Origin of the sequence: Streptomyces sp. NPDC088261, assembly GCF_044740805.1 — a bacterium.
Lineage (GTDB): Bacteria > Actinomycetota > Actinomycetes > Streptomycetales > Streptomycetaceae > Streptomyces.
Window position 1 is genome coordinate 601,929 of sequence record NZ_JBIURL010000001.1, and the last position, 14,441, is coordinate 616,369.

Annotated in this window: 15 protein-coding genes; 9 read left to right on the plus strand and 6 right to left on the minus strand. The window is 69.2% G+C overall.

What is annotated here, in order from left to right; all coding sequences use genetic code 11:
- Positions 1-396: 396 nt before the first annotated feature.
- Positions 397-2,160: a chromosomal replication initiator protein DnaA gene (gene dnaA, locus ACIODU_RS02600; protein ID WP_401763048.1), complete on the minus strand. Its 1,764-nt coding sequence runs from the start codon at positions 2,158-2,160 to the stop codon at positions 397-399.
- Positions 2,161-2,521: 361 nt separating this feature from the next.
- On the opposite strand from dnaA, the gene rpmH reads away from it, so the two are divergent.
- The 9 genes from rpmH to ACIODU_RS02645 all read left to right on the plus strand — a co-directional run bounded on the left by rpmH (position 2,522) and on the right by ACIODU_RS02645 (position 9,293).
- Positions 2,522-2,659, plus strand: a complete 138-nt coding sequence (rpmH, locus tag ACIODU_RS02605) for a 50S ribosomal protein L34 (protein ID WP_030354375.1) — start codon at positions 2,522-2,524, stop codon at positions 2,657-2,659.
- A gap of 18 nt (positions 2,660-2,677) precedes the next feature.
- Positions 2,678-3,049, plus strand: a complete 372-nt coding sequence (rnpA, locus tag ACIODU_RS02610) for a ribonuclease P protein component (protein WP_356418139.1) — start codon at positions 2,678-2,680, stop codon at positions 3,047-3,049.
- The gene (gene yidD, locus ACIODU_RS02615) at positions 3,046-3,405 is read left to right on the plus strand and encodes a membrane protein insertion efficiency factor YidD (protein WP_356418137.1); all 360 of its coding nucleotides are present in this window, start codon (positions 3,046-3,048) and stop codon (positions 3,403-3,405) included. The genes rnpA and yidD overlap by 4 nt, the downstream gene beginning before the upstream one ends.
- A 3-nt stretch (positions 3,406-3,408) precedes the next feature.
- Positions 3,409-4,710 carry a membrane protein insertase YidC gene (yidC, locus tag ACIODU_RS02620; protein WP_356418135.1) on the plus strand — a complete coding sequence of 434 codons (1,302 nt, stop codon included), beginning with the start codon at positions 3,409-3,411 and terminating at the stop codon, positions 4,708-4,710.
- A 15-nt stretch (positions 4,711-4,725) separates the two neighbouring features.
- Positions 4,726-5,235: a R3H domain-containing nucleic acid-binding protein gene (locus ACIODU_RS02625; RefSeq protein ID WP_161311682.1), complete on the plus strand. Its 510-nt coding sequence runs from the start codon at positions 4,726-4,728 to the stop codon at positions 5,233-5,235.
- Positions 5,236-5,340: 105 nt separating this feature from the next.
- The gene (gene rsmG / locus ACIODU_RS02630; protein WP_161311683.1) at positions 5,341-6,057 is read left to right on the plus strand and encodes a 16S rRNA (guanine(527)-N(7))-methyltransferase RsmG; all 717 of its coding nucleotides are present in this window, start codon (positions 5,341-5,343) and stop codon (positions 6,055-6,057) included.
- A 265-nt stretch (positions 6,058-6,322) separates the two neighbouring features.
- Positions 6,323-7,396 (plus strand): ParA family protein, encoded by a 1,074-nt coding sequence (locus tag ACIODU_RS02635; RefSeq protein WP_356418132.1) that lies wholly within the window; start codon positions 6,323-6,325, stop codon positions 7,394-7,396.
- Positions 7,393-8,493 carry a ParB/RepB/Spo0J family partition protein gene (locus ACIODU_RS02640; RefSeq protein ID WP_401763054.1) on the plus strand — a complete coding sequence of 367 codons (1,101 nt, stop codon included), beginning with the start codon at positions 7,393-7,395 and terminating at the stop codon, positions 8,491-8,493. Before ACIODU_RS02635 ends, ACIODU_RS02640 begins: the two co-directional genes overlap by 4 nt.
- Positions 8,494-8,675: 182 nt before the next feature.
- Positions 8,676-9,293, plus strand: coding sequence for a GNAT family N-acetyltransferase (locus ACIODU_RS02645; RefSeq protein ID WP_327235607.1), 618 nt, complete (start codon positions 8,676-8,678; stop codon positions 9,291-9,293).
- Between the two features lie 82 nt (positions 9,294-9,375).
- Here the strand turns inward: ACIODU_RS02645 and trxA are convergent, their stop codons facing one another.
- From trxA to ACIODU_RS02670, 5 genes are all read right to left on the minus strand, one after another.
- Positions 9,376-9,723, minus strand: coding sequence for a thioredoxin (gene trxA, locus ACIODU_RS02650; protein WP_356418128.1), 348 nt, complete (start codon positions 9,721-9,723; stop codon positions 9,376-9,378).
- A 52-nt stretch (positions 9,724-9,775) separates the two neighbouring features.
- Complete coding sequence (gene trxB, locus ACIODU_RS02655) at positions 9,776-10,756, minus strand: thioredoxin-disulfide reductase (RefSeq protein ID WP_356418126.1); 981 nt, start codon at positions 10,754-10,756, stop codon at positions 9,776-9,778.
- A gap of 124 nt (positions 10,757-10,880) precedes the next feature.
- On the minus strand, positions 10,881-11,918 hold the full coding sequence (locus ACIODU_RS02660) for an anti-sigma factor family protein (protein ID WP_401763057.1): 1,038 nt from the start codon (positions 11,916-11,918) through the stop codon (positions 10,881-10,883).
- Entirely contained in the window at positions 11,915-12,616 is a 702-nt protein-coding gene (gene sigM, locus ACIODU_RS02665) for an RNA polymerase sigma factor SigM (RefSeq protein WP_401763059.1), read from the minus strand. Before sigM ends, ACIODU_RS02660 begins: the two co-directional genes overlap by 4 nt.
- Before the next feature lie 38 nt (positions 12,617-12,654).
- The gene (locus ACIODU_RS02670; RefSeq protein ID WP_401763062.1) at positions 12,655-14,373 is read right to left on the minus strand and encodes a protein kinase family protein; all 1,719 of its coding nucleotides are present in this window, start codon (positions 14,371-14,373) and stop codon (positions 12,655-12,657) included.
- Positions 14,374-14,441: the final 68 nt, after the last annotated feature.

Genomic DNA, 14,441 nt, shown 5'->3' on the forward strand with positions numbered 1-14,441 from the left:
ACTCAGCGACGGCGGACGTTTTGTTGCCGAACAGTGGACAGCGCTGTGGGCAAGTTGTGGGTAAGAGGGCTTGTCCTGTGGGCCGCCGGTGGACAACGTATCCACGACCCTGTGGACAGAAAATTCCTCCACAGGCTGTGGACAACTGTCGCGCACAAATCCACAGGCGCCTGACCAGCAACGATAATCCCGCACCTGCCTCGCCTGTGGAAGCGTTCTGGACAACTTCCTGGGTCCCCAGGCTGTGGACGGAAGATCACCCCCAGGTCTGTGGAGAAGTCCGCGGGAGCGCCCGGTGTTCGAAACAGCCGGTACGGCGGGCGACGCGCCGGAACGGCGAAGGGCGCCCGGGAACATGCTTCCCGGGCGCCCTTCGAGCGGGTCCTGTCGGCCGTGTCAGCCGTTCTTGATGCGGTTCGTGAGCTCCGTGACCTGGTTGTAGATGGACCGCCGCTCGGCCATCAGCGCCCTGATCTTCCGGTCCGCGTGCATCACCGTCGTATGGTCCCGGCCGCCGAACTGCGCCCCGATCTTCGGCAGCGAGAGATCCGTCAGCTCACGGCACAGATACATCGCGATCTGGCGGGCCGTCACCAGGACCCGGCTGCGGGACGACCCGCAGAGATCCTCCACGGTCAGCCCGAAGTAGTCCGCGGTCGCCGCCATGATGGCGCTCGCGGTGATCTCCGGGGCCGCGTCCTCGCCCCCGGGGATCAGGTCCTTGAGGACGATCTCCGTGAGGCCGAGGTCCACCGGCTGCCGGTTGAGGGACGCGAACGCGGTCACCCGGATCAGCGCGCCCTCCAGCTCACGGATGTTGCGCGAGATCCGCGACGCGATGAACTCCAGCACCTCCGGCGGCGCGTTCAGCTGCTCCTGCACCGCCTTCTTGCGGAGGATCGCGATACGCGTCTCCAGCTCGGGCGGCTGCACATCGGTGGTCAGCCCCCACTCGAAGCGGTTGCGCAGCCGGTCCTCCAGGGTGATCAGCTGCTTGGGCGGCCGGTCCGAGGACAGCACGATCTGCTTGTTCGCGTTGTGGAGCGTGTTGAACGTGTGGAAGAACTCCTCCTGCGTCGACTCCTTGCTCGCCAGGAACTGGATGTCGTCCACCAGGAGGATGTCGACGTCGCGGTACCGCTTGCGGAAGGTGTCGCCCTTGCCGTCCCGGATCGAGTTGATGAACTCGTTCGTGAACTCCTCGGAGCTCACGTACCGCACCCGCGTCCCCGGATAGAGGCTGCGCGCGTAGTGCCCGATCGCGTGGAGCAGGTGGGTCTTGCCGAGCCCGGACTCCCCGTAGATGAAGAGCGGGTTGTACGCCTTCGCCGGCGCCTCGGCCACCGCGACCGCCGCCGCGTGCGCGAACCGGTTGGAGGCGCCGATGACGAAGGTGTCGAAGAGGTACTTGGGGTTGAGCCGGGCGTGCGGCTCCCCCGGCCGCGGCGCCGGCGAGGGCTGCGCGCCCAGCGGCCCCGGCGCGCCCCGGTGCCGGCCCCCGCTGGGGCCGCCGCCGTGCTGCGGCGCCTGGGGGTCCTGGAGGTCGTGCCGCTCGTGCGGCTGCTCGTACTGCGAGCGGTCGGGACCCTGCGGCTGCCGGTAGTCGTGCTGCGGCTGCTGGGGGCGGGTGGTGGCGTACGGATCACGGTCCTGGTAGCCGCCGAGCCGGGGCTGCCACGCGAGATCGTCCTGGGACTGCGGCCAGGCGCCGGGGTCGGGGCGCTGGCGCTGCTGGTAGTCCGGGTACGCGGGGCGTACCGACGGCATCCCGTCGTCCTGCGGGCGGTGCCCGTAGTTGTCGTATGTATCTGTCTGCCGCTGCTCGTCGTGGAGCGAGGACTGGTAGCGGTGCTGCTGGGGTACGGCAGGGGCGGGGGCGGGCTCGCCGGCCGAGTCGTCCACGGTGATCGCGATCCGGATGGGCCGGCCGCACTCATGGCTGAGGGTCTCGCTGATCAACGGGGCGAGGCGGCCCTCCAGGACCCGCTTGCCCCATTCGTTGGGGACGGCGAGCAGCGCCGTGTCGGCCACCAGCGCGAGAGGCTGGCAGCGCTCGATCCACTGCTTGTCCTTGGGCTCGACGCCCTGCTGGCCCTCCCTGAGGAGCTGCTCCAGCACTCGTGGCCACACTGCGGCAAGATCGGCAGGTACATCAGCCACAAGGCACGCTCTCTCACAGGTCCCACGAATATGTGGTTCTCGGGACGGGGTGGGAAGACCGGCGGAAAAAGAAGCCGGAGTTCCGTCACGGTAGTCAGGCCGGGGTCCGACGTTCAAGTCGTTGTCCACAGCCTGTGCACAATGGGGGGTGGCAGCTCACTGGTTTGACCGGATGGCGTAGCCGCGCGTACCGTGACCAGGTCGAGTTGTCGATGGCTGCTGCCGCCTGCCTCCGATGGGCAAAGATCACGATCTGTGGTTGTGAAGCGGTGCACTCGGGCGTGAACGCGAGCTTCTCGTGGGCGCACGGTGACAGCCAGGCGACGCCCCGCCATCACTTATCACTTTCTGGAGCCCTCGAGTGAGCAAGCGCACCTTCCAGCCGAACAACCGTCGTCGTGCGAAGACCCACGGCTTCCGTCTGCGCATGCGCACCCGCGCCGGTCGTGCGATCCTCGCGACCCGCCGTGGCAAGGGTCGCGCCCGTCTGTCCGCCTGATCACCTACAGGTCATGACGTGCTGCCTTCCGAGAATCGGCTGAGGCGGCGCGAGGACTTCGCGACCGCGGTACGCCGAGGACGCCGGGCCGGACGCCCGCTTCTTGTCGTCCATCTGCACAGCGGTGCAACGGACCCGCACGCGCCTGGGGAGAGCGCTTCCCCGGTACGTGCGGGTTTCGTCGTAAGCAAGGCTGTGGGCGGGGCGGTGGTGCGGACCCGGGTGAAGCGGAGACTTCGGCATCTCCTACGCGACCGACTGCTTGAGCTGCCCCCCGGTAGCCTGGTTGTCGTACGGGCGCTACCCGAAGCGGGTGGCGCCGAATATGAACGACTGGCCCGAGACCTGGACGCCGCTCTTCAGCGGCTGCTGGGAGGGGGCACGCGATGAAGTACCCGCTGCTGGCTCTGATCAAGCTGTACCAGTGGACGATCAGCCCGCTTCTGGGCCCCGTCTGCCGGTACTACCCGTCGTGTTCGCACTACGGGTACACGGCCATCGACCGGCACGGCGCGGTGAAAGGCACGGCGCTGACCGCCTGGCGCATTCTGCGGTGCAATCCGTGGTCGCCGGGCGGCGTGGACCATGTCCCACCGCGCAAGCGTCCGCGTTGGCACGAACTGCTGCGCGACGCGTGGCGGGGCAGCAAGAGCGGGCACTCCGTCGCCGGCGTGCCTTCCGGGGCGTCGGCCCCCGAACCTCCCAGTCCGGCCGCAGAGACCTCGCCCAAAGCTCAAGGAGCCTGATTAGTGGACACGATTGCCGGATTCTTCAGTTTCATCACCACGCCAGTCTCGTGGGTCATTGTCCAATTCCACAGTCTGTACGGGGCGATCTTCGGGCCCGACACGGGCTGGGCCTGGGGCCTGTCCATCGTGTCCCTGGTGGTGCTGATCCGGATCTGTCTGATCCCGCTTTTTGTGAAGCAGATCAAGTCGACCCGGAACATGCAGGTCCTTCAGCCCAAGATGAAGGCGATCCAGGAGCGCTACAAGAACGACAAGCAGCGCCAGTCCGAAGAGATGATGAAGCTGTACAAGGAGACGGGCACCAACCCGCTCTCCTCGTGTCTTCCGATCCTGGCGCAGTCGCCATTCTTCTTCGCGCTCTACCACGTGCTGTCGAGCATCGCCAACGGCAAGACGATGGGCGTGATCGACCAGGGCTTGCTGGACAGCGCCCGTAAGGCACACATCTTCGGCGCCCCGCTGGCGTCGAAGTTCCTGGAGAGCAGCTCGAAGGTCGAGGCGCTGGGCGCGTCGCTGACCAACGTGCGCATCGTCACAGCGATCATGATCCTTCTGATGTCGGCGTCGCAGTTCTACACGCAGCGCCAGCTCATGACGAAGAACGTCGACCTGACGGTCAAGACGCCGTACATGCAGCAGCAGAAGATGCTGATGTACATCTTCCCGGTCATCTTCGCCGTCACGGGCATCAACTTCCCCGTCGGTGTGCTCGTCTACTGGCTGACCACCAACGTGTGGACCATGGGTCAGCAGATGTACGTGATCAACCAGAACCCGACACCGGGCAGCAAGGCGCAGGACGCGTACCTCGGCCGTCTGCTGAAGAACATCACGACGCACGAGCAGGTCACGTCCAAGCGAAAGCGGACCATCGTCGGAGCGATCGTGGCCAAGGGCCCCGACCGCAACGACAACGAGCGTAAGTTCTTCCTGAACCTGGCGAAGGCGGGTCTGGTGCCCCAGGCCGACGGCACGGTGGTCAAGACCGACCCGGCGGCGGCCGAGGCCGAGGCGGGTGCCGCCGCGGCGAGGCGGCAGCAGCCGAAGCGCCTCACCAAGGCGCAGCGCCAGGCGGCGGCCGCCCAGGCGACGGCGGACCAGAAGCCGGCCGGTCACGCGCCGGAGAACAAGGCGGCGGACGACGCCGCTCCGGTGGCGAAGACCTCGCTGGAGAAGCAGGACGAGCCGCGGGACTCCACGTCCAAGCCGTCGGGCAAGCCCGCCGCCGGTTCCTCCCCACGCCAAGCCAAGGCGGGACAGCGCAAGGGCCAGCAGCGGCCCAAGCACCCGTCCAAGAAGTAACGAAGGAGTCCATCCGTGACGGAAGGCACCATCTCCGCCGCCGCCGAGGGGGGCGACACCCTGACCCGCCTTGAGCAGGAAGGGGAGATCGCCGCCGACTACCTCGAAGGCCTGCTCGACATCGCCGACCTCGACGGTGACATCGACATGGACGTCGAGGCCGACCGGGCCGCTGTGTCGATCATCAGCGACAGCGGCCGGGATCTCCAGAAGCTCGTCGGGCGGGACGGCGAGGTCCTGGAGGCGCTCCAGGAGCTGACGCGGCTCGCGGTGCACCGGGAGACCGGGGACCGCAGCCGGCTGATGCTCGACATCGCCGGCTTCCGGGCGAAGAAGCGCACCGAGCTCGCCGAGCTGGGTGCCAAGGCGGCGGACGAGGTCAAGTCCACCGGTGCCCCGGTGAAGCTCGATCCCATGACGCCTTTCGAGCGCAAGGTCGTGCACGACGCGGTCGCCGCCGCGGGTCTGCGCAGTGAGTCCGAGGGCGAGGAGCCGCAGCGCTTCGTCGTGGTCCTCCCTGCCTGATCGCTCCTCTCTTTTCGGCCCCGCCCTGTTCGCAGGCGGGGCCGAATTTTGTCAGCCTGTTAGTCAGCCGCCCTCGGGGTGGTTCGGTACGGAAGGACGGTCCCCGTGACAGAGGCAGCAGAGCTTTCCCCTCCGCCGGACGAGGCGCGGACTCTTTTCGGCGCGTCCTTCTCCTCGGCGGTCCGCTATGCGGAGCTGCTGGCGGACGCGGGGGTCAAGCGCGGCCTGATCGGGCCGCGGGAGGTTCCGCGCCTGTGGGAGCGGCATCTGCTGAACTGCGCGGTGCTGTCCGAGGTCGTCCCCGAGGGGGTGACGGTCTGCGACGTCGGCTCGGGCGCGGGGCTGCCGGGCATACCGCTGGCCCTGGTGCGGCCGGATCTCAAGATCACGCTGCTGGAGCCGCTGCTGCGGCGTACCAACTTTCTCCAGGAAGTGGTCGAGCTGCTGGGGCTGGACCACGTCACGGTGGTCCGTGGGCGGGCCGAGGAGGTCCTGGGCACCCTGCCGCCGGTCCATGTGGTGACGGCGCGCGCGGTGGCCCCGCTGGACCGCCTGGCGGGCTGGGGAGTGCCGCTGCTGCGTCCCTACGGGGAGATGCTGCTCCTGAAGGGCGACACCGCCGAAGAAGAGGTCAAGGGGGCCAGGGCCGCGCTCAGCAAGCTCGGCGTGCTGGAGGCCTCGGTGCTGCGGGTCGGGGAGGGTGTGGTCGATCCGCTGGCCACGGTGGTGCGGGTGGAGGTCGGGGAGAGCCCCGGTGGCGTACGGTTCGCAGCGAAGCGGGCGAAGGCCGCGCGGACCAGCCGCACGCGGCGGCGCCGCTGAGCCGTACAGTCCGTAGTGCCTATCAGTGATGCTCCATACAAGCTGCCATACCTACGCATTGCGGAGTGTCGTGACGGTCTGAACCTGCGGCGGATGCATCGTGTTTCACGTGAAACACCGTTCATTGCTTCAGGGAATCATCGGCCGTGGCCGCGCGGCGGCGACGCCGCGTGGTCGAAAGTCCCTCGTTCGAGGCATGGGGTTGTCCACAGAGGTGGATTCATCCACAGAACCACGGGCCTCACTGGTTCACGACCCCGAAAGCATGGCAGGCTCTATTCATTGCGAGTCTGAAGTCGAGGAGAGTGAATCCTTGCGGTCCGACGCCAACATCGCGGGACCGATGACCGATCCGGTCCCCGGTCCCCGTACTGAGTCGGCGGGGGAGGATGTTTCACGTGAAACACCGCCCCCGATGGACGACACCCCCATTGGCCGTGCCGCTCAACTGGCGGTGGAGGCTCTCGGCCGCGCCGGCGAGGGCTTGCCCCGCCCGGAGCAGACGCGTGTCATGGTCGTCGCCAATCAGAAGGGCGGGGTGGGGAAGACCACGACCACGGTCAACCTGGCCGCCTCGCTCGCGCTGCACGGCGCGCGCGTTCTGGTGATCGACCTCGATCCACAGGGCAATGCCTCCACGGCGCTCGGGATCGACCATCACGCCGAAGTCCCCTCGATCTATGACGTCCTGGTGGAGAGCAGGCCACTGTCCGAAGTGGTCCAGCCTGTGCCCGACGTCGAAGGCCTCTTCTGTGCCCCGGCCACCATCGATCTCGCCGGTGCGGAGATCGAACTGGTGTCGCTGGTGGCGCGGGAGAGCCGGCTCCAGCGGGCGATCGACGCGTACGAGCAGCCGTTGGACTACATCCTCATCGACTGCCCGCCGTCGCTCGGCCTGCTGACCGTCAACGCGATGGTCGCCGGCGCGGAGGTGCTGATCCCCATCCAGTGCGAGTACTACGCGCTGGAGGGGCTGGGTCAGCTCCTGCGCAACGTCGACCTGGTCCGTGGGCATCTCAACCCCACGCTGCACGTGTCGACGATCCTGCTCACCATGTACGACGGCAGGACCCGTCTTGCCTCGCAGGTGGCGGAGGAAGTACGCAGTCACTTCGGGAAGGAGGTGCTGCGGACGAGCATCCCTCGGTCCGTACGCATCTCGGAGGCGCCGAGCTACGGCCAGACGGTGCTGACGTACGATCCGGGATCCAGCGGATCCCTGTCCTATCTCGAAGCCGCCCGTGAGATCGCTCTTCGGGGGGTCGGGGTGCACTATGACGCCCAGCAGGCCCATGTGGGCAGCCAGAACAACCAGCAGATGTCGGAGGGGATCCAGTGAGTGAGCGACGTAGAGGGTTGGGGCGTGGGCTTGGTGCGCTGATCCCTGCCGCTCCCCAGGAGAAGCAGGTGCCCTCCACCGGAGTGGCCACGGCGGCTCCGGGAGCGACGCCGACGCTGACCGCCGAGCGGGGTGTGGCGGCCGCGAAGGTCACCGCCCTCCCGTCGGCGGCTTCGGTGCCGGACGCGGAGAGGATCACCCCGGAGCAGGACGAGGCGCCCGAGCCCGCCCCGGCGGCCGGTGCGCACTTCGCCGAGCTGCCGATCGACTCCATCACGCCCAACCCGCGGCAGCCCCGCGAGGTGTTCGACGAGGACGCCCTCGCCGAACTGGTCACCTCCATCAAGGAGGTGGGGCTCCTCCAGCCCGTCGTCGTACGGCAGGTGGGCCCGGAGCGCTATGAGCTGATCATGGGCGAGCGGCGCTGGCGGGCCTGCCGCGAGGCGGGCCTGGAGCGCATCCCCTCGATCGTCCGCGCCACGGACGACGAGAAGCTGCTGCTCGACGCGCTGCTGGAGAACCTGCACCGCGCCCAGCTGAACCCGCTGGAAGAGGCCGCGGCCTACGACCAGTTGCTCAAGGACTTCAACTGCACGCATGACCAGCTGGCCGACCGGATCGGGCGCTCGCGTCCGCAGGTCTCCAACACCCTGCGGCTGCTGCGGCTGTCCCCGTCCGTCCAACGCCGCGTTGCCGCAGGGGTGCTGTCGGCGGGTCACGCCCGGGCGCTCCTCGCCGTGGAGGACTCCGCGGAGCAGGACCGGCTGGCCCACCGCATCGTGGCGGAAGGGCTGTCGGTGCGGTCGATCGAAGAGATCGTGAAGCTGATGGAATCGGGGCCGCAGGCCGGCCCCAAGGCCAAGGGCCCCCGGGCGGGTGCCCGGCTGTCCCCGGCGCTGGGCGACCTCGCCTCGCGCCTGTCGGACCGCTTCGAGACCCGGGTGAAGGTCGACCTGGGGCAGAAGAAGGGAAAGATCGTCGTCGAGTTCGCCTCGATGGACGACCTGGACCGGATCCTTGGCACGCTGGCCCCCGGTGAGGGCCGGATCCTCGACCAGGTCCTCACCGAGGACGCCGGGGAGGACGACGAGAGCTGACGCTCGTCACGCTGACGCTCGTCAACAGGCCACAGGGCGGGCTGTGTTCTCCGGTTACCGGAACACAGCCCGCCCTTTGCTGTCTCTCGGTGTGCGAGGAACCCTGAGGTGGATACGATTCGTTCTGGTATGGCGCATCCACTGTGATCCGCGACGTGCGAGGGAAGTGAGGAACAGCCTCTATGGGGCGTCGGCTTGTACCGCTCACGCTGGACAACCTTCCGGACCTCCCCCCACGCTGCCGGGCGTGTGTCTTCTGGGAGCTCGATCCGGTCAGCGGAGAAGCCGCGGTAAAGGCGGGTACCCCTGAGACGGAGAAAGAGGCGTGGATCTCCGCCGTCCTGCTGGAGTGGGGATCGTGCGGCCGGCTGGCGTATGTAGACGACGTGCCCGTGGGGTATGTGCTGTACGCGCCTCCCGCGTACGTGCCACGGGCCACGGCCTTTCCGACGAGCCCGGTCTCCCCTGACGCCGTCCAGCTGATGACCGCCTGGATCGTGCCGGAGTACCAGGGGCAGGGACTGGGCCGCGCGATGGTGCAGACCGTGGCGAAGGACCTGCTGCGGCGGGAGTTCAAGGCCGTCGAGGCGTTCGGCAACGCGCGCTGGAAGGAGCCGGCCTGTGTGCTGCCCGCCGATCACCTGCTGGCGGTCGGCTTCAAGACCGTCCGCCCGCATCCGACGTACCCCCGCCTGAGGCTGGAGCTGCGCACCATGCTCTCGTGGAAGGAAGACGTGGAGCTGGCGCTGGACCGGCTGCTCGGCAAGGTGCACAAGGAGCCCGCGCTCCGGCCGTTGTGAGCCGGGGGCCGGTCGGCCCGTACACGCGGAACGGGCCCACCCCGGCGGGGTGGGCCCGTTTCACGTGAAACATCGCGAGGCGTCAGGCCTTGGTGACCTGCTCACCGATGAAGCCCTCCAAGTCGCGCACCAGCGCGGCCTTGGGCTTCGCACCGACGATGGTCTTCGCGACCTCGCCGTTCTGGTAGACGTTCAGCGTCGGGATGGACATGACGCCGTACTTCGCTGCGGTGGCCGGGTTCTCGTCAATGTTCAGCTTGACGATCTCGATCTGGTCCCCGTGCTCGGCCGCGATGGCTTCCAGCGACGGAGCGATCTGGCGGCAGGGTCCGCACCATTCGGCCCAGAAGTCCACCAGTACGGGCTTGTCACTCTTGAGAACGTCTTCTTCGAATGAATCGTCGGTCACATGCTTCAGGGCGCCGGCCACGGCGGCCTCCTTCGGGTTGTGGGTGGAGCAGGGGTGAAGTGGATCGTGTCGGTCAGAAGGTCGCGGTCTTCTCGGGCTCGGCCGTGTGCGCGTTGTCGACGTCGCTCAGCGCCGCGAGGAAGCGCTCGGCGTCGAGGGCGGCGGAACACCCGGTGCCCGCGGCGGTGATCGCCTGGCGGTAGGTGTGGTCGACAACGTCGCCGGCGCCGAACACACCGGACAGGTTCGTCCGCGTCGACGGGGCGGCCACGGTGAGGTAGCCCTCGTCGTCGAGGTCGAGCTGACCCTTGAAGAGCTCGGTCCGCGGGTCATGGCCCACCGCGATGAACAGGCCGGTCACCGCGAGCGCGGAGGTCTCGCCCGTCGTGGTGTTGCGCAACGTCAGGCCCGAGAGCTTCTGGTCGCCGTGGATCTCCGCGACTTCACTGTCCCAAGCGAACTTGATCTTGGGGTCGGCGAACGCGCGGTCCTGCATGGCCTTGGACGCCCGCAGGGTGTCACGGCGGTGGACGATCGTGACGGACTTGGCGAACCGCGACAGGAAGGTCGCTTCCTCCATCGCGGTGTCACCGCCACCGATCACGGCGATGTCCTGGTCCTTGAAGAAGAACCCGTCACAGGTGGCACACCAGGAAACACCACGCCCGGAGAGCGTGTCCTCGTTGGGCAGGCCGAGCTTGCGGTGCTGGGACCCGGTCGTGACGATCACCGCCTTGGCACGGTGAACCGTGCCCGCGGTATCGGTCACGGTCTTGATCTCACCGGTGAGGTCGACGGCGATCACATCGTCGGGAACCAGCTCGGCGCCAAAGCGCTCCGCCTGTGCCCTCATGTTGTCCATCAGATCCGGACCCATGATGCCGTCACGGAAGCCGGGGAAGTTCTCCACATCGGTGGTGTTCATCAGCGCACCGCCTGCGGTCACCGCTCCCTCGAAGACCAGCGGCCGCAGTGCCGCGCGCGCTGTGTACAGCGCTGCGGTGTAGCCGGCGGGCCCGGAACCGATGATGATCACATTACGGACGTCGCTCACGGGATTCTTCCTCGTCTCTGCAGACTGCTTACTGCCTACTGGGGCCAGATCCACGACCTACACCCACGCAACGGATCCTACGGGTCTTACATTCCCGTGGACCCGTGGCGGCGCGGAGGGGTGGTCAGTGGCGCGGGTAGGAGTGCGTCAGCAGGACGGTGCCCTTGCCCGTGGGGGCGGTGTCGACGCAGGCCGCGTCGATCACGTACGCCTGGACCCTGGTGCTGTCACCCGGGTCGGGCAGGACGACGAGGTAGGCGCTGCTGCCCTGGTAGACGCCCTGATCGACGGCGAGGACGGGGTCGGTGCGGCCGGTGCCCAGCTGGATACACGCCGGTACCGGGGGTACGGACTGCATCAGGGGAGTGTTGGTCGTCCGCTCGTCCGCGCCGGGGTTGTCCTGCTGCGGCCGGAGGCTCTTCTGCCCCGAGGACGTGCGGGGGGACGCTCCGGAGGACGCGGAAGGGTCGGCGGCGAGAAGCGCGTCCACCCGCTCCCGGAGATCGCCCTCCGAGATCACCTGGGGGCCGACCGTGGCGGACTTGGCGGCGGAGGCGGAGTCGGCGGACTTGGCACCCGGGGACGACGTCGCGATCGAGTGGAGCAGGAAGACGCTCACGCCGACGGCCGCGGTGCCGAAGAGGGCACCGAGGACGGTGGTGCGGCGGCGACGGCGGCTCCGGGCGCTCCGGCCGGGGCCGGTGGCCGCCCGGGGACGGCCGGCGGGCCGGTCGGTCCGTACGGGGTCCGAGGCGGCCGCCCCCTCACCTGACACGTCGGGGGAGGCGTCGGAAGAGGGTGCGGGGGCCGATGTTTCACGTGAAACATCGGCAGGGTCCGCGGCCGCGTCTGCGGCAGCGTCGTCGGCGTCCGTGCCTGATCCGGTGCCTGTGTCGTCGGGCGCGGTCGCGGCCAGGAGCGCTTCCGCCGCCAGCGCCGCGTCGATACGCCCGGCGAGGTCCGCGGGCATCCTCGGCGGCCCGGGCAGGGTGCCGAGCAGCCCCCTGATCTCTTCCAGCGACGCACGGACGTCGGCGCACAGCGCACACCCGTCGAGGTGCTCCTGCACCTCCGCGGCCCGGGACGGCGCCAGCAGCCCCTCCGTCAGGTCGGAGATCTCCGAGACGTCCGGGTGCTGAGTTGTGTCGGTCGTCGATGTCACGCGCGCCCACCTCCGCCCTTCACTACAGGATCACTCGGTGCTGAATCCTTCGGCTCCGATGCCGATGGGACGGATGTCCCCGGCGACCGGTTCCTTCCCCCGGCGGGCGGACCGCTATCCCCGGGGTCCGCCCGCAGATGGGTGAGGAGGGGAAGCAGTCTGGCCCGGCCGCGGGCACAGCGGCTCTTCACCGTCCCGGTGGGCACCCCCAGCACCCGTGCGGCCTCCGCCACCGGGTATCCCTGCATGTCCACCAGCACCAGTGCGGCGCGCTGGTCGACGGGGAGCCTGGCCAGGGCCGCCAGCAGCTCACGGTGGAGGTCCTGGCGCTCGGCGGGCGCCTCCGCGGACTCGTGGGGTTCGAGGAGCTGCTCCAGCCGCTCGGTGTCCTCCATGGGAGAGGTCTTGCGGGAGGCGACCTTGCGGGCCCGGTCGAGGCAGGCGTTCACGGTGATGCGGTGCAGCCAGGTCGTCACGGCGGACTGGCCGCGGAACGTGTGGGCGGCCCGGAAGGCGGAGACCAGGGCGTCCTGGACGGCGTCGGCCGCCTCCTCGCGGTCCCCCAGCGTGCGCAGGGCGACCGCCCAGAGCCGGTCGCGATGGCGCCGTACCAGCTCGCCGAAGGCATCCGGGTCGCCCGCGACGTGTGCGGCCAGGAGATCCTGGTCGTTCGTGTCGCCGAGCGCGGCGTCGTCCAACGGTGAGCCCCCTCCCCTGGTCCGGCCGGCCGGCCCGGTCAGCCGGTGATCTTGATTTCGGAGACCTTGCCCCGGAAGAAGGAACCGTCGGACGGCGGGAGCTTGGTCAGCCAGACCAGAACGTACCGCGTCCGGAACGGCTTGCCGGGCTTGAGGGTGACATCCGTACCGGATCCTTCCGCGATCTTCCCGAAGCCCGTCAGTTCGGCCGGCTGCTCCGTCGTCCCGGGGGACGCGGCGCGCAGCTCCACCGTCGTGTCCCCGCCGTCGAAGGAGACCTTCACACTCCGGACGCTCCGGGCGCGGCCCAGGTCCAGGATGATGCCGACCCCGGGCTTGAGGTTCCCCAGCCGCGCGCTCAGGTAGCCGTCGGTGTTCCAGTACGTGCTGGGGTCACCGTCGTAGCTGTTCCCTATCCCGGCGGGCTTCTCCGACCTGTCCGAGCCGAACGGGTCGAAGTCGTGGGCGCCGACGATGGCGATCGGCCTGGCGGGGCGCGGTGCCTTGTCCCCGGTGTCGTTCGTGGTGCGGGTGGTCCCGGGGTCGTCCCGGTTGTTCTCGCTGCCGAGGACCCGGTCGGCGACCTGCCAGCTGCCCAGGCCCAGCGCCGCGATGAGGAGCGCGGCGACCGTCCATTTCAGCGCCTTGCCGGTGCGGCCCTGGAGCGGGGGCGGCGGGACCGGCACGGGCCGGCTGGGAACGGTCCCGGGGCCGCCCGGCTGCTGGCCGTACGCGCCCGGCTGCCCGTAGGTGCCCTGCTGGTACGTGGTGCGCTGGTAGTCCGGCGGCGACACGAACGACGGGTCGGGCGGCCGGATGCGCGGCATCTCCGCGACGGCCGCGGCCAGTTCGTCCGGTGTGGTGCAGGGCGGCTCCTGGCGGGAGGCCGTGGCCCCGTCGTTGACCAGGGCCCGCATCGCGAGCTCGGACAGGCCGCGGTGGATGCCCGCGCGCACCTGGTCCGGCGCGATCAGGCCGACCCCCTTCGGCAGCCCGGAGAGTCCGTACGCGTCGGTGTCGTACGGCCAGCGCTGGGTCAGCGCGGCGTAGAGCAGCGCGCCGATCGCCTCGGTGTCGGTGCGCTGGGGCCGGTCGGCGCGGATGCCGCGCAGCGCGGCGTTCACCGCGAGCCCCCGGATGCGGTACTGGCCGCTGGAGGTGCGCAGGACCGCTCCGGGGGTCAGCCGCAGATGGGCGAGGCCTTCCCGGTGGGCGGCCGCCATGGCCTGGGAGAGCTGGCTGACGAGCTGGTAGGCGTCGTGGGGCTCCAGGGGTCCCGCGGCGAGCAGCGCGGTGAGCTCGACGGAGTCGGGCAGCCACTCGTGGACGACGTAGACGAGGTCGTTCTCCTCGACGGCGTCCAGGACCTGGACGAAGCGGGGGTCGCCGAGCAGTGCGGCGGACCGGGCCGCGGCGAGCACGGAACGCGCCCGTGGGTGGTCCGCGGGCAGGAGATGTACGCCGACGGCGCGGCGCAGTTTCTCGTCCACGGCACGCCAGCTGCTGAAACCGTCCAGACGGGTGACGCACTCCTCCAGGCGGTAGCGTCTCGCGAGCTTGTGACCGCTGTGCAGTTCCGGTGCGGCGACGGTCGGCTCGGTGCCCCGCCGTTCGCCGTCCTTGCCCGCGGCGGACGCGTCCGCCGTGTGCTGGGTCTTCGACAACCCGTCGGCCGTGGCCTTGTCCGCCTTGGCGGTCGGCGGCTCGTCGCCGCCGTTGTCGGCCACGTCGACGGCAGCCGTGCTACGTTCCGCCACCGTCGCTCCTGCCTCCCCATCCGTTGCGTGCTGTCCAACAGCCAAGCCAATTGTGCCCACAGTCGGAC

Coding starts and splice junctions, on each gene's coding strand:
- yidD (WP_356418137.1), top strand. CDS start 3,046: ATGAAGTACCCGCTGCTGGCTCTGATCAAGCTGTACCAGTGGACGATC.
- ACIODU_RS02635 (WP_356418132.1), top strand. CDS start 6,323: ATGGCAGGCTCTATTCATTGCGAGTCTGAAGTCGAGGAGAGTGAATCC.
- ACIODU_RS02645 (WP_327235607.1), top strand. CDS start 8,676: ATGGGGCGTCGGCTTGTACCGCTCACGCTGGACAACCTTCCGGACCTC.